Source organism: Ensifer adhaerens, from assembly GCF_020035535.1.
Taxonomy (GTDB): domain Bacteria; phylum Pseudomonadota; class Alphaproteobacteria; order Rhizobiales; family Rhizobiaceae; genus Ensifer.
The window spans coordinates 3,323,035-3,347,623 of record NZ_CP083349.1; the positions used below are offsets into that span (position 1 = coordinate 3,323,035).

General features: G+C 63.0%; 21 protein-coding genes. 11 read left to right on the forward strand and 10 right to left on the reverse strand.

Features of this window, described 5'->3' with window-relative positions; genetic code table 11:
• Window positions 1-228 precede the first annotated feature (228 nt).
• Window positions 229-1,539, reverse strand: coding sequence for a xylose isomerase (xylA, locus tag LAC81_RS16315; RefSeq protein WP_223725640.1), 1,311 nt, complete (start codon window positions 1,537-1,539; stop codon window positions 229-231).
• Between the two features lie 155 nt (window positions 1,540-1,694).
• On the opposite strand from xylA, the gene LAC81_RS16320 reads away from it, so the two are divergent.
• Window positions 1,695-2,057 (forward strand): nuclear transport factor 2 family protein, encoded by a 363-nt coding sequence (locus LAC81_RS16320; RefSeq protein ID WP_223725641.1) that lies wholly within the window; start codon window positions 1,695-1,697, stop codon window positions 2,055-2,057.
• Window positions 2,058-2,095: 38 nt separating this feature from the next.
• Here the strand turns inward: LAC81_RS16320 and xylB are convergent, their stop codons facing one another.
• From xylB to LAC81_RS16345, 5 genes are all read right to left on the reverse strand, one after another.
• A complete protein-coding gene (gene xylB / locus LAC81_RS16325; RefSeq protein WP_223725642.1) occupies window positions 2,096-3,550 on the reverse strand; it encodes a xylulokinase in 1,455 nt (484 codons plus the stop codon).
• Window positions 3,551-3,611: 61 nt separating this feature from the next.
• Entirely contained in the window at window positions 3,612-4,649 is a 1,038-nt protein-coding gene (locus LAC81_RS16330; RefSeq protein WP_223725643.1) for a LacI family DNA-binding transcriptional regulator, read from the reverse strand.
• Window positions 4,650-4,794: 145 nt separating this feature from the next.
• Window positions 4,795-5,868: a metallophosphoesterase gene (locus tag LAC81_RS16335; protein WP_223725644.1), complete on the reverse strand. Its 1,074-nt coding sequence runs from the start codon at window positions 5,866-5,868 to the stop codon at window positions 4,795-4,797.
• A 206-nt stretch (window positions 5,869-6,074) separates the two neighbouring features.
• Window positions 6,075-7,664: a DHA2 family efflux MFS transporter permease subunit gene (locus tag LAC81_RS16340; RefSeq protein ID WP_223725645.1), complete on the reverse strand. Its 1,590-nt coding sequence runs from the start codon at window positions 7,662-7,664 to the stop codon at window positions 6,075-6,077.
• 148 nt (window positions 7,665-7,812) lie between these two features.
• Window positions 7,813-9,021: an HlyD family secretion protein gene (locus LAC81_RS16345; protein WP_223725646.1), complete on the reverse strand. Its 1,209-nt coding sequence runs from the start codon at window positions 9,019-9,021 to the stop codon at window positions 7,813-7,815.
• 158 nt (window positions 9,022-9,179) lie between these two features.
• On the opposite strand from LAC81_RS16345, the gene LAC81_RS16350 reads away from it, so the two are divergent.
• The 3 genes from LAC81_RS16350 (at window position 9,180) to LAC81_RS16360 (ending at window position 11,751) form a co-directional block, all read left to right on the forward strand.
• On the forward strand, window positions 9,180-9,878 hold the full coding sequence (locus LAC81_RS16350) for a TetR/AcrR family transcriptional regulator (protein ID WP_223725647.1): 699 nt from the start codon (window positions 9,180-9,182) through the stop codon (window positions 9,876-9,878).
• A 111-nt stretch (window positions 9,879-9,989) separates the two neighbouring features.
• Window positions 9,990-10,829, forward strand: a complete 840-nt coding sequence (locus LAC81_RS16355; protein WP_113536004.1) for an AraC family transcriptional regulator — start codon at window positions 9,990-9,992, stop codon at window positions 10,827-10,829.
• 172 nt (window positions 10,830-11,001) lie between these two features.
• Window positions 11,002-11,751, forward strand: coding sequence for a TerC family protein (locus LAC81_RS16360; protein ID WP_113535993.1), 750 nt, complete (start codon window positions 11,002-11,004; stop codon window positions 11,749-11,751).
• 240 nt (window positions 11,752-11,991) lie between these two features.
• Here the strand turns inward: LAC81_RS16360 and LAC81_RS16365 are convergent, their stop codons facing one another.
• Window positions 11,992-12,372, reverse strand: a complete 381-nt coding sequence (locus LAC81_RS16365) for a VOC family protein (RefSeq protein WP_223725648.1) — start codon at window positions 12,370-12,372, stop codon at window positions 11,992-11,994.
• 232 nt (window positions 12,373-12,604) lie between these two features.
• Window positions 12,605-12,952 carry an ArsR/SmtB family transcription factor gene (locus tag LAC81_RS16370; RefSeq protein ID WP_223725649.1) on the reverse strand — a complete coding sequence of 116 codons (348 nt, stop codon included), beginning with the start codon at window positions 12,950-12,952 and terminating at the stop codon, window positions 12,605-12,607.
• 256 nt (window positions 12,953-13,208) lie between these two features.
• On the opposite strand from LAC81_RS16370, the gene gltX reads away from it, so the two are divergent.
• Window positions 13,209-14,666, forward strand: coding sequence for a glutamate--tRNA ligase (gltX, locus tag LAC81_RS16375; protein ID WP_223725650.1), 1,458 nt, complete (start codon window positions 13,209-13,211; stop codon window positions 14,664-14,666).
• A 10-nt stretch (window positions 14,667-14,676) separates the two neighbouring features.
• Window positions 14,677-16,173, forward strand: a complete 1,497-nt coding sequence (gene lysS, locus LAC81_RS16380) for a lysine--tRNA ligase (RefSeq protein ID WP_223725651.1) — start codon at window positions 14,677-14,679, stop codon at window positions 16,171-16,173.
• Between the two features lie 100 nt (window positions 16,174-16,273).
• Here lysS and LAC81_RS16385 read toward each other — a convergent pair whose 3' ends face one another.
• The gene (locus LAC81_RS16385; protein WP_223725652.1) at window positions 16,274-16,933 is read right to left on the reverse strand and encodes a hypothetical protein; all 660 of its coding nucleotides are present in this window, start codon (window positions 16,931-16,933) and stop codon (window positions 16,274-16,276) included.
• Window positions 16,934-17,131: 198 nt separating this feature from the next.
• Window positions 17,132-17,449: a hypothetical protein gene (locus LAC81_RS16390; RefSeq protein ID WP_223725653.1), complete on the reverse strand. Its 318-nt coding sequence runs from the start codon at window positions 17,447-17,449 to the stop codon at window positions 17,132-17,134.
• A gap of 208 nt (window positions 17,450-17,657) precedes the next feature.
• On the opposite strand from LAC81_RS16390, the gene LAC81_RS16395 reads away from it, so the two are divergent.
• The 5 genes from LAC81_RS16395 (at window position 17,658) to LAC81_RS16415 (ending at window position 24,377) form a co-directional block, all read left to right on the forward strand.
• Window positions 17,658-18,611, forward strand: coding sequence for a nucleoside hydrolase (locus tag LAC81_RS16395; protein ID WP_223725654.1), 954 nt, complete (start codon window positions 17,658-17,660; stop codon window positions 18,609-18,611).
• 87 nt (window positions 18,612-18,698) lie between these two features.
• The gene (locus tag LAC81_RS16400) at window positions 18,699-19,709 is read left to right on the forward strand and encodes a ligase-associated DNA damage response exonuclease (protein ID WP_223725655.1); all 1,011 of its coding nucleotides are present in this window, start codon (window positions 18,699-18,701) and stop codon (window positions 19,707-19,709) included.
• 4 nt (window positions 19,710-19,713) lie between these two features.
• Entirely contained in the window at window positions 19,714-21,333 is a 1,620-nt protein-coding gene (locus tag LAC81_RS16405; protein WP_223725656.1) for a cisplatin damage response ATP-dependent DNA ligase, read from the forward strand.
• 84 nt (window positions 21,334-21,417) lie between these two features.
• Window positions 21,418-21,603 (forward strand): DUF3008 family protein, encoded by a 186-nt coding sequence (locus tag LAC81_RS16410; protein ID WP_223725657.1) that lies wholly within the window; start codon window positions 21,418-21,420, stop codon window positions 21,601-21,603.
• 134 nt (window positions 21,604-21,737) lie between these two features.
• Window positions 21,738-24,377 (forward strand): EAL domain-containing protein, encoded by a 2,640-nt coding sequence (locus tag LAC81_RS16415; RefSeq protein WP_223725658.1) that lies wholly within the window; start codon window positions 21,738-21,740, stop codon window positions 24,375-24,377.
• Window positions 24,378-24,589 lie beyond the last annotated feature (212 nt).

A 24,589-nucleotide genomic window follows, 5' to 3' on the forward strand; every position in this document is an offset into this window, starting at 1 on the left:
TCCCGCGACAGCCGATGGACCTGAAACGTTGCAGGCGCCGAAGCTAACAGATTTTCAGCACGGAGCAACAGGCGGCGGCGTAGTTTAACCGAAGAATTGTAATCGATTTCATTTTCAGTCGTGGGTTCGCACGAGTGGTGGATTTCTGCGCAGGAATGCGAACCCGCGAGTTGCGACGAAAGAACAAAGGCGGCCGGGGACTTCCCGGCCGCCTTCCGATCACACGGTTTATACGTAGCGGTTGACGACGTTTTCGAGCAGCTCCTGCTTGCCCGATTTCGGCTGCGGGTTGAGGTCCGATTTCAGCACCCAGGCTTCGATCTCTTCGAGCGAGAAACCGCCGTCGAGCATCTTCTTGGCTTCCGGCACCTGCCAGCCGGCATAGCGGCTTTCGAGCGGTGCGGAGAGTGCCTTGTCCTCGATCATCTTCGCCGCTGCCTTGAGGCCGCGGGCGCAGCAATCCATGCCACCGATATGGCCGATCAGCAGGTCTTCCGGGTCGATCGACTGACGGCGCAGCTTGGCGTCGAAATTGGTGCCGCCGGTCGTAAAGCCGCCGCCTGCGAGAACCTGGTAATAGGCCAGCGCCATTTCCGGCACGTTGTTGGGGAACTGGTCGGTATCCCAACCGGACTGATAGTCGTTGCGGTTCATGTCGATCGAACCGAAAATGCCGAGCGCGTTGGCAAGCGCCAACTCGTGCTCGAAGGAATGGCCGGCGAGGATCGCGTGGCCCTGCTCGATATTGACCTTGACCTCATTCTCGAGGCCGTAGTTCTTGAGGAAGCCGTAGACCGTTGCGACATCGTAGTCGTACTGGTGCTTGGTCGGCTCCTGCGGCTTCGGCTCGATCAGGACCGCGCCCTTGAAGCCGATCTTGTGCTTGTATTCGACGACGAGGTTGACGAAGCGGCCGAGCTGGTCGAGCTCGCGCTTCATGTCGGTGTTGAGCAGCGTTTCATAGCCTTCACGACCGCCCCAGAGCACATAGTTCTGGCCGCCGAGGCGCTTCGTGGCGTCGAGGCAGGTCTTCACCGTTGCGGCCGCGAAAGCGAAGACATCCGGATCCGGATTGGTCGCCGCACCCGACATGTAGCGCCGGTTGGAGAAGAGGTTCGCCGTGCCCCAGAGCAGGTTGACGCCGGTCTCGGCCTGCTTCTTTTCGAAGTGATCGACGATTTCGTTCAGGTTCTTCGTGTTCTCGACGAAGCTTTTGCCTTCCGGGCGCACGTCGGCATCGTGGAAGCAGTAGAAGGGCACGCCGAGCAGATCGAAGAATTCGAAGGCGACATCGGCCTTCAGCTTCGCCGCGTCCATGCTGTCCTTAAACCAGGGACGTTCGAAGGTCTGGCCGCCGAAGGGGTCGCCGCCCGGCCAGACGAACGTGTGCCAATAGGCGACCGCGAAGCGCAGGTGGTCTTCCATGCGCTTGCCGAGCACGACCTCGTCCTTGTTGTAGTGGCGGAAGGCAAGCGGATTGCTGCTCTCCGGTCCCTCATATTTGATCTTGGCGATATCGCCGAAAAATCCTGTGCTCACGGGTTTGGCTCCTCTGAAAGATGGGATGGATATGGATGGTTTCGGCCGACATGGCCCATGCGATAGGCGCGGCCATTACCTGGAAGGTAATTGGTTTCATTCCCTCGTCCGGCGATACCGGAAGCATCGAAACGCCAAACGGAAGGAACACTTCGATGCACGACTTCAACGCCATCGCCGACGCCTACATGACCGCCTGGAACGCCACCGACGCTGCTGAGCGCGCCGCCCTGATCGAGAAGGCCTTCACCGCCGACGTCGCCTACCGTGACCCGATCATGCAGGGCGACAGTCATGCCGGCATCGATGCGCTCATTGCCGGTGTGCAGGGACAATTTCCCGGCTTCCGCTTCACGCTGAAGGGTGCGGCGGACGGCTATGCCGACACGATCCGCTTTTCCTGGGCGCTCGGTCCGGAGGGCGTTCCCTCGGTTATCGAAGGCACCGATGTCTGCGAGATCGAGAAGGGCCGTCTGAAGACGGTCACCGGCTTTCTCGACAAGGTTCCGGCCCGCTGAACGCACAGCACCCGAATGAGGCTTTGGGCGCCGTATCATCACGACGCGGCGCCCTTGATCGCCGGATAGAGACGGCGATAGCGCTGATAGCTCTCCTCATAGGCCGAAACCAGCGACGCTTCCGGCGCGATCGTCTCGGCCGTGCGTGGGGCGTAGCAGGTGGCAACGGGATCGGCGCCGGTTGCCGCGATCAGCCCCAGGCGGGCCGCCCCGAAGGCAGCACCGAAATCGCCATCGGCGGGCAGATCTACGGGAAGGTTGAGCGCCGTCGCGATCGATTTCAGCCAATAGCGCGAGCGCGAACCGCCGCCGATCGCGGTCACCCGCGAGAGCGTCGTACCGGCGGCGCGAAGCGCTTCCAGGCTGTCGCGGATGGCGAAGGACACGCCTTCCATCACCGCCTGGGTCAGAACCACACGGCTGCTTTCATGACCGAGCCCGACAAAGGCGCCACGGATCGCCGCGTCATTGTGCGGCGTGCGCTCGCCCGAGAGATAGGGCAGGAAGGTGACGCCCGAGGGTGCCTTGATGGTGTCGCCGAGTTCGGCGCTCAACTCCGCGGCGCTGCGGCCGGCGATGCCCGAATACCAGTTCAGCGCATCGGTCGCCGACAGGATCACGCCCATCTGGTGCCAGGTATTCGGCAGCGCGTGGCAGAAGGCATGAACGGCACTTTCCGGGTTGGGCAAATAGCTCACATTCGCTGCGAAGAGCACGCCCGAAGTGCCAAGCGAGACGAAGGCATGCCCCTCGCCGACCGTGCCCATGCCGCAGGCAGAGGCCGCATTGTCGCCGGCACCGCCAGCAACCACGACGTCACCGGAAATGCCCCAGCGCGCGCCCAATTCCGAACGCAGCTTCCCGGCCGCATCGGTTCCCTCGACCACGCTCGGCATCTGCTTTTCGTCCATGTCGGTGGCGGCAAGCAGGCTTTCCGACCAGCGCCTCCTTCCGGTGTCGAGCCAGGCAGTGCCGGCGCTGTCGGACATTTCCGACAGGTGCTCGCCGGTCAGCCACAGACGCAGATAGTCCTTCGGCAACAGCACCCAGCGCACCTTCGCAAAAATCTCGGGCTCGTTGGCCCGCACCCAGGCAAGCTTCGGCGCCGTGAAGCCTGGGAACACGATATTGCCGGTGATCGCGCGAAACTGCGGGTCCGCATCGAGGGCCGCCGCCTCGCGGAAACTCCGGGTGTCGTTCCAGAGAATGCAGGGCCGAAGCACCCGGTCTTCGGCGTCGAGCAGCGTCGCGCCGTGCATCTGGCCCGAGAGCCCGATGCCTCTGACGGCCGCAAGTTCCTTGGGATGCGCCGCCTTCAGCCTGGCAATCGCCTCTTCGGTGGCGCGCACCCAATCGGCCGGGTCCTGTTCCGACCAGCCGGGATGCGGCCGCGAAACGTCGAGCGCGCCGGAGGCCGAACCGATGATGCGCTGGTCGCCATCGATCAGCATTGCCTTGACGCCCGAGGTGCCGAGATCCAGTCCGAGATACATGCTTGCCTCCAATGAGCAATTCCAGCCGGCTTCCCGTCTGGAACCGCACAGCTTCAAATCGTTACGCCGGATCGACCGGCAGGTTGTCTTTCAGGAAAATCTCGATGCGGATGCGCTCCTGCGCCCCGATCACGGCGAGGCCATCGGCACGGGCCTTCAGCACGCGGATGGCGCTGCGAACCTCATGGCCGGCATCCTGGTTCAGGAGCGCGTCCAGGGTGCCGGACGAGAGTGCCGCGCGGCTATGCGGCGTCAGCTCATGCGCGATGGCGCAGACATCGGCCTGACGCCCGGCCTTTTCGAGCGCCGTGATCAGGCCGCGATTGCCGGCGCCGAGGCTGTAGATGCCGGCGAGATCCGCATGATCGGCAATGAGACCAGACACGAGCTGCTCGACCTCGGCGGGGTCGTCATGGCCTTCGACGACGGGAAGAAGCCGGCGGCCCGGGGCGCTTTCGGCCATCGCCGCGCTGAAGCCCTCAAGACGATCGCTGTGATCGCGCACCAGCATCGAGCCGGCGACGATCGCGACCGGCCCTTCGCGACCACTGAGAAAACGCCCCATCAGGGTGCCGGCGGTGCGGCCGGCGGCAACGTTGTCGACGCCGGCAAAGTGATCGCGCGACGATCCCGGCAGATCGGAAACCAGCGTCACCACGGCAATGCCATCTTCACGCAGCCGATCGACCGCCGCAACGACCTCCGGCGCATCGATCGCAACCACGGCGACCCCTGCGGGAGCGAGTGCCCGTGCCTTTTCCAGTGCAGCAGCAAGGGCCGCTTTGTCGAAGGCCGGCACAGTGAGCACAGTAATGGCGGTGCGCTCGACCGCAGAGCGCAGCTTTGCCGCCTCCACCTCGGCCACGAGGCCGCGCATGAAGGTGTTGTCGCCCTCGGGCAGGATGAAGATCAGCGGGTAGGTGCGGCTCTTGGCGAGATTGGCGGCAGCGACGTCGCGCACATAGCCGAGCGTCGTGATCGCGCGCTCGACCTTCTCGCGGGTGACGCCGCGCACGCCCGGGCGATTGTTCAAAACCCGGTCGACGGTCGCGAGGCTGACCCCCGCTTCGGCAGCGATATCGTGAACGGTCGGGCGCATGTTTTCCTCCGGGCTTTGCCTTTAGAGGATTTTTTGATGTACGTAAATCAAGAATCTGCAGAACGCGAAAAACAGAGCCCCGCACCGCCACCTGCAGACGGCGAAAAACGAGATTTAAGACATTGATTAATTTTAATTTTCAGACTTAACCGAGGCGTTTGCTGAAGGCCGCGGTGAAGGTGACCTCTCCATGAACCTGGCCGGCCTCGGCCAGCACGACGTCCATGAAGCCATCGGTGACACGCACGATGGCAAAGCCGCCCATATAGGCCGCTTTCGGCTTGATGAGGTCGAGCCCGTTCTGCCGGTAGATCATCGCCGTTTCGTGCTGATGTCCGTGGAACAGGCCGATAACGTTGCTGCCTTTGACGGTGTCGAGCAGCGCCTGACGCTGAGCGATGCTCCACCAGTGCGCGCTGCCGTCGCCGTTGTCGTCGAAGGTCTTCAACTTCGTATCCCAGACCTCGGTCGAGAAGGCATCCCAGCCATAGTGCTGGAACAGGATCACCGGCCGGCCGTCGCCGGCATAGGTCGCAAGATCCTGCTTCAGCCACGGCAGCGCGTTCACGGCTCCCTTGGACTCGTCGCCGCCGAAGCGCTGCAATTGCACGAGATGCAGTCCGCCCCAGTCCCAGGAATAGCAATCCGAGAGCGGGTCGTAGTTGGTCACCGGCACCGGCGGCTTGTAGAACACCGTCTGGCGATGATTGAGTTCGACATAGTCGCGCAGTTCGCGGCGATACCAGTCGACATGCGGCGGCGGCCCATCCTGGTCGAGGTCGTGATTGCCGAGCCCGACAAAGACGGGCATGTGAACACGGTCGCTCCCCGCCCCTTCCTGATAACGACTGGAGAACTGCTGCAGCTGCCGGCCCTCGCGCGGCTGGCGCACCTGACCGCCGCCGTCGTCGGTAAGGTCGCCGCCAAGCACCAGGCCGAGCGGCTTGCCGATCTGCCGTCCGGCGCTCGCAAGACCGCTCGGCTTGTCCGCGACCGTTTCCGGCCAACGCATGGCATGCACCGCGTTGAGCACCGCCACGTGGCGCAGCAGGTTGGCGTCGGTCTTGCCCTCCGCCGCGCAGTTCGGCGCAAGCCCTTCGATCGAGACGAGGCAGGCGTGGACGTCGTTTGAGAACAGGAACGTCGCATCGATGGCCGGAGCGGCTGCGCGGCTGCGGGAGGCCGCAAGCCCTAGCCCCAGTCCGGCAAGACCCGTCATGAAATTCCGCCGTGAGATAGCCGCCGAAACCAGTCCCTTCATGCCGCAGCCCTCGATAGTCGTGGGCGGAACTGTGCCGCAACGCTCGCCTCGCGTAAACCGTGCACGCTGTCTCGGAACGGAAATGAAGAAGGCGGGCACACGCCCGCCTGGCTTTCTCTTTGGGAGAGGAGGACGGGCCGGCTCGCCCCATCCTCCATATTGTTTTAGTGGCCGCCGCCGCTCGGACCGACGCCCTTGGGCTTGCTGATCATCATCACGCCGAGGATCAGCGACAGGAACAGCACCGTCAGCAGCACGAAGATATCGCTGAAGGACAGGATGATCGCCTGCCTCTGCGCCAGGGCGGCAAGCTGCTTGATGGCGATCGTCGTGCCGTCCAGACCATGGGCGTTGAAGTTCGCGGCCATGTTGTTGAACCGCTCCATCGCTTCCGGATTGCCCCACTGCACGTGCTCGGCAAGACGCGCATAGTGGAAGTCCTGGCGTTGGGTCAGGATCGTGTTGATGATCGCGAGCCCTACCGCACCGCCAAGGTTTCGGGTCAGGTTGAACAGACCAGAGGCGCCGCGCATGCGCGCCGGCGGCATCGTCCCGAGCGCAATGTTGTTGATCGGAACCATGCAGAGCATCAACCCGACGCCACGCAGGATCTGCGGGATAAACAGCTCGTAGAAGTCCCAGTCGGCCGTCAGGTGCCCCATGATCCAGGTGCCGCCGGCGAAGCTGGTGAAGCCGATCGTCATCAGCACACGCGGATCGAGCTTGCCCGAGAGGAAGCCGGCAACCGGCGCCGTGAAGAACATGGCAAGACCCGAGACGAACATCGTCTCGCCGATCATCAGCGAATCGTAGCCGCGGATGCGCCCGAGATAGAGCGGATAGAGATAGGTAAGGCCGTAGAGACCGATGCCCATCACGAAGGAGAACATCGAACCGAAAGCGAAGTTCCGGTTGGAGAATGCCCTCAAGTCGACCACCGGGAATTCCACCTTGAAGGCCCGATAGAAGAAGATCACCGCAGCAATCACGGCCGCAATGGCACCCATGACGATATGATCGTCGTTGAACCAGTCGTTGGCGTTACCCTCTTCCAGCACATATTCGAGCGAGCCGAGGAAGATCGCCATCGAGGCCAGACCCCACCAGTCGAACTTCTTGAAGAGGCCGAGTTCCGGCTTGTCGAAATCGATGAAGGTCCAGGTGAGCGTCGCGACGATGATGCCGGGAATGACGTTGACGAGGAACAGCCAGTGCCAGGAGAAGGCATGGCTGAGATAGCCGCCAACCGTCGGGCCGATGGTCGGCGCAAGCGTGGCGATCAGTCCGATGATCGGCGAGACGATGTTGCGCTTCGACGGCGGGAAGATGGTGAAGGCAGCGGCAAACACCGACGGGATCATGCCGCCGCCGATGAAGCCCTGGATCGCGCGATAGACGATCATCTGGTCGATGTTCGTCGCGGTCGCGGCAAGCGCGCTCGCCGCGGTGAAGCCGGCGGCCGACACCGAAAACAGCACGCGCGTCGAGACGATGCGCGCCAGCGTACCCGACAGCGGGATCATGATGACTTCGGCAATGAGGTAGGAGGTCTGCACCCAGCCGATCTCGTCCGAACCGGCGGACAGGCCGGCCTGGATTTCGGCAAGCGAGGCCGAGACGATCTGGATGTCGAGGATGGCCATGAACATGCCGACGACCATGGCGAAGAAGGCGATCAGCCTCCTTGGATCCATATGTTCCTCGACCTTCGGTGCGGCGGCCGCCACCGAACCTGCTGTTGCCGTTGCGGCCATCTCAGCCACTCCTTGCATGGGCGCGCCTGGCGCCTGCGTTCTGGACATGCGCGTTTCGCCGCGCCGGCGTTGCGGACTGCCCCTCGCTTCATGGCGCCGGGGCCTCGACAAGACGGCGCGCCCAAGGGCGCGCCGGTATCTCGTCCGCTTACTTCGTTGCCGCGACCTTGGTCGCATCCGGCGCCGTGCGGGTGTCGACATCAACGACGACGCTCAAGCCCGCACGCAGGTGTCCTTCGGCCAGCACGTCGGCCGGCAAGGTGATGCGAACCGGCACGCGCTGGATCACCTTGGTGAAGTTGCCGGTGGCGTTTTCGGCCGGCAGCAACGAGAAGACCGAGCCCGAGGCCGGCGAGATCGAGGCGACAGTGCCTTCGATCGCGTGATCCTCATAGGCGTCGACATGGACCTTCACCTTGGAGCCCGGCACCAGATGGGCGATCTGGGTCTCCTTGAAGTTGGCGTCGATATAGAGCTGGTCGACCGGAACGAGTGCTGCGAGCCGCTGGCCGGCCGAGACGAGGTCGCCGACCTGGACGGCGACGTTGCCGACGATGCCGTCATAGGGCGCCTTCAGCACGGTGAAGCCGAGGTCGCGGTTGGCCTTGTCGCGCGCAAGCTCCAGCGAGCGGATCTCGCTTTCGGCTTCCGTGCGCTGGGCATCGAGAACGGTGATGCTGGCATTGGCAGCGGCGATATTGGCGTCGGCACCGGCAAGGTTTGCCCGCGCCTGGTCGAGCGCCACATCGGCGTTGTCAAGCGAAGCGACGGTGCCAACGGCCTTGGACTGGAGGTCGCTCGCGCGCTTCTGCGCGAGTTCGGCGCCGCGCACCGTCGCTTCGAGAGCTTTCTTCTGCGCTTGCGCCTGGGCAAGGCTCGCCTTGGCTCCGGCGATCTGCGCGTCGAAACGGCTGAGCGCCAGCTTCTGCGTGGCGATCTTCGCTTCGGCCTGCTCGGCGGCAATGCGGTAGTCGCCGTCGTCGAGGGTGACGAGCGGGTCGCCGGCCTTTACCTTCTGGTTGGCAACGACGTCGACCTTGGCGACATAGCCGGAAACCTTGGGCGAGATCGTCGCGATGTCCCCTTCGATATACGCGTCATCGGTCGAGACCATGAAGCGGCCGTTGGTCCACCAGTCGTAGCCGAACCAGGCGCTGGCAGCCAGAAGCGCCAGACCGAGTACGGGAAGGATGGGCTTGCGCGTCTTCTTCGGCGGCTGCACCGCTTCAGCGGGAGCCTGGACAGCGGCCTGCTCCGCAGCAGGCGCCTTTGCCTCAAGCGCGGTTTCCTGCTGCACTTCAAAATTCTCGTCGACGGGACGGACGCGAGCAGCGCTGGATGTGTTGGATGCGGACATTGGGCACCGGCCTGGTTAAAGATTGCTGAACGAACTGAACCGTTCGGTTCGATCGGAGCTTGACATAAGCCCTTTCTGGTCGCATATCAAGAGGAAATCGAACCACGCGGTTCGATGGATCAAATTTAATACGAGCAGGACGGAAACAAGCGACCATCATGAGTACGGCGAAGACCGGGAAACAGGACATCGTGCAGCCGGTGGCCGGCATGGAAGAAGATCTCTGTCCGGGTGGCGGTCGCCACGCCGCTGGCGAGGACCCGGCCAAGCGCGAACAGATCCTCGAAGGCGCGAGGCGTGCCTTTCTGAGCCAGGGCTTCGACGCCGCCAGCATGAACGACATCACGCGCGAAGCCGGGGTCTCCAAGGGCACGCTCTACGTCTATTTCGAAAACAAGGAAGACCTTTTCAAGGCGCTGATCATCAAGGGCAAGACCCGCGTGGTCCAGACCGCCAAGCACGCGCTCAACGATCACGACGACGTCGAGGAATCGCTCTACGATTTCGGCGTGACGCTGACGACGAGCATGACGGCCGAAGAGACGATCCGCTCCATGCGTATGGTGATCGGCGTGATCGATCGCATGCCGCACCTGGCCGAGCGCTTCTTCAGCGAGGCGCCGGAAAACGGCTACACCGTGCTCAAGTCCTATCTCGACCGCCAGGTCCCCACCGGCACGCTCGACATCGAAAACACCGAGATGGCCGCCCGCCAGTTCATCGAGATGGCGCAGGCCGGGCTCTTCAAGCACCGCCTGTTCGGCGGCATGTGCTCAGCACCGCCCAAGGAACAGATCGAAGCGACGGTGACCGCCGCCGTGCGCGTCTTCATGGCCGCCTACGGACCCAAGAAATAGGCCGGCTGCGGTCGAACCCTTCCGACCGTCCGGGCGTTACAATCCAGCAATTGCGATCAAGCGCGCCTTGCGGCAACACCCTATCAACAGGGCGTTGCCAAGGGAGTGATGATGAGTGCCATCGGAAGGGCGGTCTGGTTCATAGAGAGCCACTTCGCAAAGGACATATCGCTGGATGAAATCGCCGGGGCCGCGGGCCTTTCGCGCTTTCATCTGTCGCGCGTTTTCGGGTTGGTCACCGGCCGCTCGATCAGCGCCTATATTCGCGGTCGGCGGCTCAGCGACGCCGCGCAAACCCTCGCCGATGGCTCTCTCAGCATTCTTTCGGTAGCCCTCGAGGCGGGCTATGGCTCGCACGAGGCTTTCACCCGCGCCTTTCGCGACCAGTTCGGCGTAACGCCCGAGACGGTGCGCAAGCAAAGGCACGTTCGAAACATCGAACTGATGGAGCCTTTAAGGATGGACGATACCCGCCTTCTCAAGATCGACCCGCCGCGCTTCGAAGATAGCCCGCCTTTGCTGTTGGCGGGCCTTTCGGAAACCTATGCCTATAGCCGCACCGAGGGCATTCCGTCGCTCTGGCAGCGGTTCAACCGCCACTTCGGCAACATACCCGGCCAGACGGGCAACATTGCCTACGGCGTCTGCACGCAAAGCAACGGCGAGGCCGGCACCTTCCTCTACATGGCAGCGGCAGAAGTCAGCGAAGCCGACCAACTGCCCGAGGGATTTACGACGCTGAAACTGCCGAAGCAGCGCTATGCCGTCTTCCTGCACCGCGGCCACATCTCGGCGATCGCCAAGACCGCCAACTATGTCTTCGGCACCTGGCTGCCGGAATCCGGACTTCAGCATGGGGAGACGCCGGATCTCATCGAACGCTACGACGAGCGCTTCGACCCGCATTCCGGCATGGGCGTCGTCGAATTGTGGATTCCGGTCAAATCGTAAACGGTAAAGCGCCGCCGCAAACGGGCGGCGGCGCTTGTCACGTCCGCAATGTTTCTTAAATACTTTCGGCGATTCTTGCGCGACGACGCGCCATCCCCACAGCGCCGCACGTCCGTCAGACGCGCCAAGGCTGCTGTGGAACTTTTGAAGTACTGAAAGAGAAAGATCGCCGATGCAGGACCTCCTGTTGCTTGCCCAAGACCCCGCCGCCTGGGTCGCCCTTATCACCCTCGTGGTCATGGAGGTGGTTCTCGGCATCGACAACCTGATCTTCATCTCGATCCTCACCAACAAGCTGCCACCGGAGCATCGCGAAAAGGCGCGCCGCATCGGCATCGGTCTCGCGCTCGTCATGCGCCTTGCCCTGCTCGGCACCGTCGCCTGGATCGTCAAGCTGACGACGCCGGTCTTCGAGACCTTCGGCCAAGGCTTCTCCTGGAAGGACATGATCCTGATTGCCGGCGGCCTGTTCCTCGTCTGGAAGGCGACCAAGGAAATCCACCACAATGTCGATCCGGCCGATCATGGCGAGGACTTCATCGCCTCTTCGGCGATCAACAGCTTCGGCGCCGCGATCGCCCAGATCCTGCTGCTGGACCTCGTCTTCTCCGTCGACAGCATCATCACCGCCGTCGGCATGACGCCGCACCTGCCGATCATGGTCATCGCCGTGGTTGCCGCCGTCACGGTCATGCTCGTAGCCGCCAATCCGCTTGCCAACTTCATCGAGAAGAACCCGACGATCGTCATGCTGGCGCTCGCCTTCCTCCTGATGATCGGCACGACACTGATTGCCGAAGGCATGGGCCTGCATGTGCCGAAGGGCTACATCTACGCCGCCATGGCCTTCTCGGCCCTCGTCGAAATCCTCAACATGGTCGCGCGCAATGCGCGGCTGAGGAAAGCAGGCAAGCTCGACTGACGAGCCGGTCACGACCAACGGTCTCGATACGAAAAGGCCCGCATCGGCGATGCGGGCCTTTTGCTTGCGGGAGTTCACGAAGACGCGGAGCCGAACCGACCGGCCGTCAACCGCGAGCCATCAGCGAAAAACAGGATTGCTCCTCCTCTTCCGCTTAGCCATGCCGGTGGCCCGGCCCCGCGCCCTCTGGTTGGAAAACGCACCCCCTCCGGAAACGTTCCGCCGACCTTCGGGTCAGGTTCACGCGTCGGCGCGATGACCGACTTCGACCAGAATGTTGCCCGGAATGACCGCGTAGAAGACATAGGCGCCGTGGCGCTCCTCCGGCGCGATCACCTGGACGCCGGATCCGGTCATTCGGCGATAGGCCTCGTCGACCTCGGTGCGCTCCGGCAACAGGAAACCGATGTGATAGGTCTGGGCGCGAAGGTTCACCTGATCGCCGCCGCCGAGCGCCGTGATCGGCGGGCTGACGACGAGGACCAGGCCGGAGCCGTCCGACAATCGGTAGAAGGCGTCCTTGCCGCGCTTTTCGACCAGTGTCAGGTCGAAGTGATTGATGAGGAAGGAAGCCGTTTCGGCAACGACGGGGCTATAGAGGTCGATATGGTTCAGTCGCATGTTCACAGTCTCCGTGTTCGAGAAACGCGGCGGACTGCGTCGATTGCATACACCCCGCCGCGGACCGATGCGATTGCATCGGAACCACGTCGCGGGTTCGAACGGGACGTTCGAGCAGAGCTTCGCGCGCCGCTAAGCGCTGCGAAGGGACCGGGCTTACCTTATCCGGTCCTGCCTTTTTCGACCTGACCTGAATATAGGAGATTGGTTGCCGACGGAAGATGGGGCGGGATCAGTTCTTCCCGGCGCCCGGGTCGATGTACTGGAGCTCCTGCAGATAGGCGTCGAGACGATCAAACTTCTGCTCCCAGAAGCGACGGTAGCCGTCGAGCCAGCTGTTGACGTCCTTCAGCGGCGCAGCCTCGAGCCGGCACGGGCGCCACTGCGCTTCGCGGCCGCGGCTGATCAGCCCGGCGCGTTCGAGAACCTTAAGATGCTTGGAGACTGCCGGCAGGCTCATTTCGAAGGGTTCTGCCAGTTCGCCGACCGAGGCCTCTCCGAGAGCGAGGCGGGCGAGGATCGCCCTTCGCGTTGGGTCGGCCAGGGCGGAGAGCGTTGTCGACAAGCGATCTTCCGGCATTTTCTAAAAAACCTTTCAGTTAAATAACCTTCTGGTTCATTACCGCTCAGGGCAGACGGTGTCAACAAAAACCGGCGTGATCCGGTTTCCGTTGACATGACAGGCGTTCTATGGTCTCACGCGAGCCTATTGGAATAGCCTGCCGATACCGTTGTCGCGGCACCCTTGCGGGCCTTTCCTTCCCATAAAATGCGCGCCCGACGGCCGGATTTCTTCTCCGGCAAGGGGCGAGAAGCACGTCAGACGGGCAAAGACCATGGCAAATTCAGCAGTCCGGGTACGCATCGCACCCTCCCCCACCGGCGAGCCGCATGTCGGCACGGCCTATATCGCTCTGTTCAACTACCTCTTCGCAAAGAAGCACGGTGGCGAGTTCATCCTGCGCATCGAAGATACCGATGCGACCCGCTCGACGCCGGAGTTCGAACAGAAGGTGCTGGACGCGCTGAAATGGTGCGGGCTCGAATGGTCGGAAGGTCCTGATATCGGCGGTCCCTATGGCCCGTACCGGCAGAGCGACCGCAAGGACATGTACCGCCCATATGTCGAGAAGATCGTTGACAACGGCCACGGCTTCCGCTGCTTCTGCACGCCCGAGCGGCTCGAGCAGATGCGCGAGAGCCAGCGCGCCGCCGGCAAGCCCTCAAAGTATGACGGCCTGTGCCTCAACCTTTCGGCCGAGGAAGTGACGTCGCGCGTTGCAGCCGGCGAGCCGCACGTCGTGCGCATGAAGATCCCGACCGAGGGCTCGTGCAAGTTTAACGACGGCGTCTACGGCGACGTCGAAATTCCGTGGGATGCCGTCGACATGCAGGTCCTCTTGAAGGCCGACGGCATGCCGACATACCACATGGCAAACGTCGTCGACGACCACCTGATGAAGATCACCCACGTCGCCCGCGGCGAGGAGTGGCTGGCTTCCGTGCCGAAGCACATCCTGATCTATCTGTATCTCGGCCTTGAGCCGCCGAAGTTCATGCACCTGTCGCTGATGCGCAATGCCGACAAGTCGAAACTGTCGAAGCGCAAGAACCCGACGTCGATCTCCTACTACACGGCACTCGGCTACCTGCCGGAAGCCCTGATGAACTTCCTCGGCCTGTTCTTCATCCAGATCGCAGAAGGCGAGGAACTTCTGACGATCGACGAACTGGCAGCCAAGTTCGATCCGGAGAACCTGTCCAAGGCCGGCGCGATCTTCGACATCCAGAAGCTCGACTGGCTGAACGCCCGCTGGATCCGCGAGAAGCTTTCGGAAGAAGAGTTCGCCGCCCGCGTTCTTGCCTGGGCCATGGAAAACGATCGTCTGAACCAGGGCCTGAAGCTCAGCCAGTCGCGCATTTCGAAGTTCGGCGAACTGCCGGATCTCGCGAGCTTCCTGTTCAAGTCCGACCTCGGCCTGCAGCCGGCAGCCTTCGCTGGCGTCAAGTCGACGCCCGAGGAACTGCTCGAGGTCCTCAACACCGTTCAGCCGGATCTCGAAAAGATCCTCGAATGGAACAAGGAGTCGATCGAAGCGGAACTGCGTGCGGTCGCCGAGCGCATGGGCAAGAAGCTGAAGGTCATCGTGGCGCCGCTGTTCGTCGCGGTTTCCGGATCGCAGCGCTCGCTGCCGCTGTTCGACAGCATGGAAATCCTGGGCCGCGCCGTGGTACGCCAGCGCCTGAAGGTCGCGTCTCAGGTGGTCGCCTCCATGGTCGGCAGCGGAAAGTAAGGAGAGCACGATGAACGACAAGACCGAGACCACTGGCCTCTCCTCCGACGCAACGGAAGTGCGCGCACAGAAGCTGAAGCTGCTGCGCGAGCAGATCGGCGACGTCTATCCGGCGCATTTCCACCGGACGATGACCAATGCCGAACTCATCGCCAAGTACGAGGGCCTGGAACCGGACACCGAGACGCAGGACGTCGTGACCGTCGCCGGCCGCGTCTATTCCTCGCGCAACTCCGGCATGTTCATGGACATCCATGACGCCTCCGGCAAGATCCAGATCTTCAGCCACAAGGACGTGACCAGCGAAGAAGCCCGCGGCCTGCTGCCGATGATCGACATTGGCGACATCATCGGCGTCACCGGCGTCGTGCGCCGCACCAAGCGCGGCGAGCTGACGATCAACGCGCAGACGATCACCATGCTGACGAAGTCGCTGCTGCCGATGCCCGAGAAGTGGCATGGCCTGTCCGACATCGAACTGCGTTACCGCAAGCGCCACCTCGACATCATGACCAACGAGGAATCGAAGCTGCGCTTCCAGCAGCGCAGCAAGATCGTCTCCGGCATCCGCCGCTTCATGGAAAACGACGGCTTCATGGAAGTCGAGACGCCGATGCTGCATTCGGTCTATGGCGGCGCCACCGCCGAGCCGTTCAAGACGCATCACAACACGCTGAAGCTCGACATGTTCCTGCGCATCGCGCCGGAACTGTATCTGAAGCGCACGCTGGTCTCGGGCCTCACCGACAAGGTCTTCGAGATCAACCGCAACTTCCGCAACGAAGGCGTCTCCACCCGGCACAATCCGGAATTCACCATGATGGAGTGCTACTGGGCCTATGCCGACTACGAGGACATCATGGACCTCGTCGAGCGGCTGTTCGGTGAGCTGGCCATGGCGATCCACGGCTCGACCGAGTTCGCCTATGGCGACAAGGAAATCTCCTTCAAGGGTCCGTTCCGCCGCGTGCCGATGCCTGACGCCGTCAAGGAAGCGACCGGTATCGACTTCCTGGCGATGAAGACCGACGAAGAGGCCCGCGCTGCCGCCAAGGCTGCCGGCTTCGAGGTCGAGAAGGACTGGACCTGGGGTGAATGCCTCGCCTTCATCTTCGAAGAGAAGGTCGAAGGCACGCTGATCCAGCCGGCGCACGTCACGCATTTCCCGAAGGACATCTCGCCCTTTGCCAAGGAAGTGCCGGGCGAGCCACGCCTCGTCGAACGTTTCGAGACCTATTGCAACGCCTGGGAACTCGGCAACGCCTTCTCCGAACTCAACGATCCGGAAGAACAGCGCGCCCGCATGGTCGAGCAGCTGGAGCAGGCCCACGCCCGCGGCGAAAAGGCCAAGCAGCTCGACGACGAGTTCCTGGATGCCATCGACCAGGGCATGCCGCCAGCCGGTGGCCTCGGCATCGGCGTCGACCGCCTGATCATGCTGCTCACCAACGCGCCGTCGATCCGCGACGTCATCCTGTTCCCGGCACGCCGGCAGAAGGCTGACTGATCAAGGTCGCATACGCCCACGAATACGAAGGCCCGCCGCACGCGCGACGGGCCTTTTTGATTTTCTGAAAGATGTCCGAGGTCTCGGACGCAGCGCGGTCTCAGTGACCCGCCGGCGCTTCGGCGGCTTCTTCCGGCTTGGCCTCGTGCTCGGCGCCGCCGGCTTCGGCCGTCTTGGCCTCGGTTGGATCCGCTGACGGATCGATGCACGACGAATGGTCGTCCATCACCGCCATCATCGTGCGGATTTCGTCCATAGACAGATCGACCGTCTTGCCATGGAAGACACCGGCGGAATTGGCCGCGCCGGCATTGTAGGAAGCGCGGAATGTTTCGCTCATTCCTGGCACGCTCTGCGGACCGGGCGCGAAGAGCACTTCCGCCCCGATTGCAGCCCCGCGAACCTGCGCCCGATCTTCCGGGCCGGCCGCATCGAGCACGACGACCTGATAGAGATCGGCTCTCTCGGCCTTTGCCAGCGCTCCGACGACGCGGAGCGCCGTGCGCATGCGTGTCTCGCCATCGGCGCGATCGGTCTTGACGTGCATGCGGATCCAGCGCTGGCCGTTATGGTTGAGCTTGAGGGTGCGCAGCATCGTGCATTCGAGACCGGATGTGTTCGGCTTGGAAAGCCCCGCCATCAGTGCGTCCCGGCTGACATAGACAGCGGCTCCGCCGGATGCGGCCGAAACACCGAAGGCGGCGGCGAGGATGACGAGCAGTCTCTTCGATGGCCGAAACTTGCCGAGAATAGCCTTCACGAGGGGGACTCCGCCATCATATCCAGAAATTGCAGAAAAGCCCGAAAGGGCGCGCCTCAACATAAGGCGCGCCACCTTTCGGAAAGTTTAAGCTGCTGCGGAGATGGCCCGCGGATCCGGCCGGAAAAACCTTCTAAATTGGCACGGCGGCGCACACACGGTCGCACGCTTGCACGCCGCTGTTGCGCTTTGGCTTGATCAATCGATCGCGATGTCCACGCGGTTGCGGCATTCGCGGTAGGGCGAGACGTGGACGGCACCCGACGCATCCACCCACCGCCGGTTTTCAACGCAATAGGCTCCCGATTTCGTGAGGATCACCTTCGGACGGCCGCGGTTGTAGTTGTCGTTGCCATGCGTAAAGGAGCCGATGCCGGGATACCAGTCGCTGCTGTCGGAAGAGCCGTGCCCACTGCCGCCGCGGCCCTTGCCGCCGGCGCTTTGGGCAAGGGAGGGAGCGGCAAACACGGTCGCCGCGGTGATGACGATCATGGAAACGAGTACCAGCCTGTGCATGACATTACCTCCCGGTCGACACTGGATGAGCCGTTCCCATCCATGCGAGGGAGCTTGCCATGTCCGCCGGCGCAACGATGTTCCCGCGGAAACCTGCCGCGAACCCGCAGTGTCCCCGTCCAGGCGCCCGGGAGGGAGATTGACTTTCACAGCCATCTTGCCTCCATTGCGGGCCGTCAAACACAAGAACAAGAAAAGAAGAACGAAAATGCACAAAGTCATATTTGATACGGACCCGGGCATAGACGATGCGATGGCGCTGCTGTTCCTGCATCGTCACCCGGCTATCGACCTGATCGGCATCACCACCGTCTTCGGCAATGCCTCGGTCGAAACCACCACCCGCAATGCGCTATTCCTGAAGCGTGAGTGGGGTATCGATGCGCCCGTCGCCAAGGGGCTCGACAAGACCTTCAATCCCGACCGCCCGCATGTCGGTTGGCCGACCTTCATCCACGGTGATGACGGCCTCGGCAACATCGACGTCCCAGAGACGGTCGATCTGCCGGTCGACCCGCGCCCCGCACACCGCTTCATCATCGACACCGTCCGCGCCCATCCCGGCGAAGTGACGCTCATCGCGGTTGGCCGCATGACCAACCTGGCGCTGGCACTGCGCGAGGATCCGGATTTTGCCGCACTGGTGCGCGAAGTCGTCATCATGGGTGGCGCTTTCGACGTCAACGGCAACATCACGCCGGCAGCGGAAGCCAATATCCACGGCGACCCGGAAGCCGCCGACGTGGTGATGACGGGCCCGTGGCCGGTCACCGTCGTCGGCCTCGACGTCACCACCAAGACCGTGATGACCAAGGCGATGATCGCCGACATCGCCGAGCGCGGCGGCGAAGCCGGCAAGCTGCTCGCCGATATCTCGAAGTTCTACGTGACCTTTTACGAGCAGCATGTGCCCGACGGCATGGTCGTGCATGACAGCTGCGCCTGCGCCTATGTCGTTGCACCCGACCTCTTCACCGTCAGGAGCGGATCGATCCGCGTCGTCTGCGGCGGCATCGCCGACGGCCAGACGATCCAAAGTCCCGACAACAGGCTCTTCCCGCCGAGCCCATGGGACGATCTGCCGAGCCAGAAGGCCTGCGTCGACATCGATGCCGCGCGCACGCTGAAGCTCATCAGCGACACGCTGGTCCTGAACGGCTGATCCCGATCGAGGCGCCGCAAATCTGCGCCTTGAAAAACTTGAACAAGACGGCTGGCGGACGCGCGTTCGCCGGCTATCTTTGTGTCCATGAAACCGGACGCCCTGCTCTATCCCGCCCCCAAAGGTCTCTATTGCCAGATTGGCGATTTCTACATCGACCCGGTGCAGCCGGTCGAAAGGGCGCTCATTACCCATGGCCATTCCGACCATGCCCGCGCCGGCCACGGCCAGGTGCTCGCCACCCGCGAAACCCTCGACATCATGCGCATTCGCTACGGCGATGATTTCTGCGGCACGAGCCAGGCGGTCGAACTCGGGGAAAGGCTGACGCTTGATGGCGTCGCGGTGGGCTTCCATCCTGCGGGCCACGTGCTCGGCTCGGCGCAGATCTCGGTCCATGCCAACGGCACCCGTATCGTCGTCTCCGGCGACTACAAGCGGCGGCGGGATCCGACCTGCGCCGGCTTCGAACCCGTCGCCTGCGATGTCTTCATCACCGAAGCCACCTTCGGCCTGCCGGTCTTCCACCACCCGGACGATCTGGCCGAGACCCGCAAGCTGCTCACTTCGCTTGCCCAGTTTCCCGAGCGGACCCACGTCGTCGGCGCCTATGCGCTCGGCAAGGCGCAGCGGGTCATCGCGCTCCTGCGCGAAGAGGGCTACCATCAGCCGATCTTCATCCATGGCGCCCTGCAACGGCTCTGCGACTACTACGAGAGCCAGGGTATCGACCTCGGCGAACTGCGCCCAGCAACGCTTGCCGCCGACGAGAAGCAGGATTTCAGGGGCACGATCGTGATCGGCCCGCCCGCTGCCTTCGCCGACCGCTGGTCGCGGCGCTTCTCCGACCCGATTGCCGTCTTCGCCTCGGGCTGGATGCTGATCCGGCAAAGGGCGAAGCAGCGCGGCGTCGAACTGCCACTCGTCATCTCCGACCATTGCGATTGGGCCGAACTGACGGCGACGATCAAAGAGATCGCACCGGGCGAAGTCTGGGTCACGCATGGGCGCGAGGAAGCGCTGGTGCGCTGGTGCGAGCTTCAGGGCATCGCCGCGCGTCCGCTGCATCTCGTCGGCTACGACGACGAGGGAGAGTGACGGGATGCGCGCCTTCGCCGAACTGCTTGATCGTCTCGTTCTGAGCCCGCAACGCAACGCCAAGATCCGGCTGCTCGCCGATTACTTCCGCACGACGCCGGATCCGAGCCGCGGCTACGCGCTAGCGGCCATCGCCGGCACGCTGTCGCTGAACACGGTCAAGCCGGCGATGATCCGCGACCTGCTGCTCGAACGCATGGACGCCGTGCTCTTCCAGTATTCCTACGACTATGTCGGCGACCTCGCCGAGACGGTATCGCTCGTCTGGGAGCCACCCGTCGGCACCGTTCAATCGGACATCCCGCTGGGTGCCGCCATCGAGCGCCTGCAGATGACCGGACGCGCCGACGTGCGCAGCGTGGTGCGCGACATGCTGGACCACTTGGACACGTCGGCGCGTTTCGCCTTCCTCAAACTGGTGACCGGGGGCCTGCGCATCGGCGTTTCGGCGAAGCTTGCCAAGCAGGCGCTTGCCGACATGGGCGGCAAGGATGTGGCCGAGATCGAGACGCTCTGGCACGGCCTGTCGCCACCCTATCTGCCGCTCTTCCGCTGGCTTTCGGGAGAAGCGGAGAAACCCGAACTTTCGACCCCGGCGGTCTTTCATTCGGTCATGCTCGCCAACCCCGTCGGTGACGGCGATCTCGACGCACTCGACCCCAGGGATTTCGCGGCCGAATGGAAGTGGGATGGCATCCGCGTGCAGCTTGCCAATATCGGCGGCGTCCGGCGCCTCTATTCCCGCAGCGGCGACGAGATCTCCGGCGCCTTTCCCGACGTGCTGGAAGCAGCCGACTTTACCGGCGTCATCGACGGCGAACTGCTCGTCGGCGGCACCGCACGCACCAACCGCGCAACCCGAACCTTTGCGGACCTGCAACAGCGCCTGAACCGCAAGACCGTCAGCCACAAGCTCATCGACGCCTACCCCGCCTTCATCCGCGCCTATGACATTCTCTTTTCAGGCGAAGAAGACGTCCGTCCTCAGGGCTTCGTCGCGAGAAGAGCAATGCTCGCCGATCTCGTCGAACAAGCCTCACCGCAGCATTTCGACCTGTCGCCGCTGGTGCCGTTCTCGTCCTGGGAGGAGCTTGATCGGCTGCGCGCCGACCCGCCCGATCCGGTCATCGAAGGCATCATGTTGAAACGGCTCGATTCGCCCTACACGCCCGGCCGTATCAAAGGGCCGTGGTTCAAGTGGAAGCGTGCGCCCTTCAACATCGACGCGGTGCTGATGTACGCGCAGCGCGGCCACGGCAAGCGCTCCAGCTACTATTCCGATTACACCTTCGGCGTCTGGACCGTGATCGACGGGAAGGAAACGCTCGTTCCGGTCGGCAAAGCCTATTTCGGCTTTACCGACGCCGAACTGGAAATCCTCGACCGCTTCGTCCGGGACAACACGACCGAGCGCTTCGGACCGGTCCGGGCCGTGCGGGCCGAGCCCGATTTCGGTTTCGTCGTCGAGGTCGCCTTCGAGGGTATCAACCGCTCGACCCGGCACAAATCGGGCGTTGCCATGCGCTTCCCGCGCATTGCCCGCCTGAGGCAGGACAAGCTGCCGCGCGACGCCGACCGCCTGGAAACGCTGCAGGCCATGATCGAGGCGCGCGAAAGCACGTAGCATTGCGACCTTCGGGTGGAAAATCCGGGAACACCGGCGATGGCTGCGCGTTGGGAAGGGCTATCAACCGAAAGGTGGTGTTCCATGCCAGCCAAGTCGAAGGCTCAGCAACAGGCGGCCGGTGCGGCTCTTGCCGCAAAACGCGGCGAGATCAAGAAGTCCAGCCTCAAGGGCGCGTCCCGCGGGATGGAGAAATCCATGACCGAAGGCGAACTCAAGGAACTCGCCGAAACCAAGCGCAAGAAGCTACCAGAGCACAAGGGCGACTGAGTGCGTAACTTCGAATAAAAGAGCCGCCTAAAACAAGAATTATTAAGACCCTTTTGGGATTATCCCGTCGATACAAAGCCATTCGCGTGCCGCCGGGGTGATCTGTGCCTGCCAGACATGCTTTCAACCTCGGAATGAAGAGGCTCTCCAGGATTTTAACGCCAAGCTACCTTCCGGCGGTCATCGCGGCTTTCGTGGTCCTGGTCGCCGGCATCCTTGCGGACAATCAGAACCAGGTGGTGGCCGAGGCGCGCCTGCGTGCACGGGTCGCCGAAGAGCTCAACCCGATCCGTTCCAAGCTCGAAGCCAACGTCAACGGCAATGTCCAGCTCGTGCGCGGCCTGATCGGCACGCTCGTCACCGAGCCGGGCATGGATCAGAAGCGCTTCGCCGCCCTCTCGCGCGGCATTTTCAACGAACGCTCTCAATTGCGCAGCATAGCCGGCGCACCGAACCTCATCGTTTCTCTCGTCTACCCCGTCAAAGGAAATGAGAAGGCCGTCGGGCTCGATTACCGCAAGAACGAATTGCAGCGCGCGGCCGTCCTGCGCGTCAAGGACACCGGCCAGATGGTCCTTGCCGGCCCGGTGGACCTCGTCCAGGGCGGTCGCGGGCTGATCGGCCGTTTCCCGGTATCGATCGACGCCGGCGGCGGCAGCAATCGTTTCTGGGGTATCGTCTCTGCCATCATCGACATCGACCGCCTCTATCGTGACAGCGGTCTCCTTTCCGAACAGTCCGGCATCGATATCGCCATAGCCGGGCGCGACGGCACCGGCGCGGCAGGGCCGGTCTTCTTCGGCGACCCCGCGATCTTCAAGCATTCGCCGGTCGAGATGACCGTACTGCTGCCGGGCGGCTCCTGGCACATCGCAGCCGTTCCCAAGGGCGGCTGGCCGACGTCAGCTGGCAATGCATGGCTCATCCGCGGGCTGATCGTCCTCGGCGGCCTGATGATTCTCCTGCCGATGATTTTGACCGGTCGCCTGATGAGCGAGCGGCAGATGAACATCCGCGCGCTGAGGCACAGCAAGGCGCAGCTGCAGGAACTTTCCCACCGCCTGAAGATCGCACTCGACTCCTCCCAGATCGGCATTTGGGAGCTGGACATCGCGAGCGGCAAACTGCTCTGGGACGACCGGATGCGCGAACTCTACGGTCGCTTGGGCTCCGCCCGCGAGACCTATGAGGACTGGAGAAGTGCGCTCTATTCCGAAGATCTCCAGCGCGCCGAAGCCGAGTTCAGAGAAGCGCTGGAAACGGGCGACGCCTACAACTCGGACTTCCGCATCTGTCTCGCAGACGGCAGTTTGCGCCACATACGTGCAATCGGCTCCGCCTATATCGGGGCCGATGGCATGCGGAAGGTCGTCGGGGTCAATTGGGACGTCACCGCCGACTTCGAGACCCGCGAGACCCTGTTCGAAGCCAAGCGCATGGCCGAGGCGCACAGTGTCGAACTCGAGGCGGCGCGCCATCGCATGGAATTCAATGCCCTGCACGATCCGCTGACCGGCCTGCCGAACCGCCGTTTCCTCGACCAGGTGCTCGCCGAGCGCCACAGGCATTTCGCGCCGGAGGCCCGGCTCAGCATCTTCCACATGGATCTCGACCGGTTCAAGCAGATCAACGATACGCTCGGCCACGCCGCCGGCGACGAGATCCTGCGCCATGCCGCAGAGCTCCTCCGCGCCAATGCGGATGGCAGGGACTTCGTCGCCCGCATCGGCGGCGACGAATTCGTCATCGTGCGCCAGGATGGCGGACTGGAGACGGACGCCGCCCTTGCATCGCGCATCATCGAGGCGATGAGCGTTCCCGTCCGCTACAAGGACCAGGAGTGCCGCATTGGTGTCAGCATCGGCATTGCTGCCCAGGCCAAGGCAACGGACGACCTGACACACGTGCTCGTCAATGCCGATATCGCGCTCTACGAGGCCAAGCGTCGCGGCCGCAACCGGCACGAAACTTTCACCGGCGAGCTGAAGACGGCTGTTTTCAAGACCAAGCAGACGGCCGACGAGATCCTCCGCGGGCTGGAACACAACGAGTTCATCGCCCATTTCCAGCCGCAGTTCTGCCCGCGCACACTTGATATCATCGGTGTCGAGGCGCTGGCGCGCTGGGACCATCCGTCCAAGGGACTGCTCGGTCCCCATACCTTCCTGAAGACGGCCGAAGACATCAACGTCGTCGCTTCGATCGACCAGGCGATCCTGGAGCAGGCGCTGTTCCAGATCTACCGCTGGGAGGCCAATGGCATCCACATTCCCAAGGTCTCGGTCAACCTCTCCTACGCCCGGCTCCACGATGAGAACCTGATCGACCGCCTCGAACAGTTGAAGATCCCGGCAGGCCGCCTGTCCTTCGAACTCCTGGAGTCGATTTCCTTCGACGAGAGCGACGTGACCGTGCTTTCCAACATCCGCCGGATCAAGGAGCTCGGCATCGACATCGAAATCGACGACTTCGGCACCGGCTATGCCTCGATCCTGAGCCTTCTGAAGCTGACCCCGCGGCGGCTGAAGATCGACCGTCAGCTCGTTCTGCCGATCCTCGAGTCGCCCGCCGAAAAACGCCTCGTCGAATCGATCATCGATATCGGCACATCGCTCGGCATCGAAGTCATTGCCGAAGGCGTCGAGACGCTGGAACACGCCCATATCCTGAAGGAACTCGGCTGCCACGGGCTGCAGGGTTATGCCTTCGCGCGGCCGATGAACGCCAACGACCTCGCGACCTTCGCCTTCGAGCGCCGCTGGCTCGCAGCCTGAGAAGCGCGCCAGCCCGCAGCAAAAATCACGCTGCGTGCATTTTTCGCACCCGTAAGGCTTGGCAGCCTTGCCGCGAATCGCCATAAAAACAATTGCCTGCCTCCACTTCCTGGGATCGGCGGCATCACCTGCGGCAGTCGCTGATGCGACCGCCCTTTCGGGCCTCTAGAGTGTCCCGCTTCAAGTGGAACCACTGAAAGCGGAAAAGATGC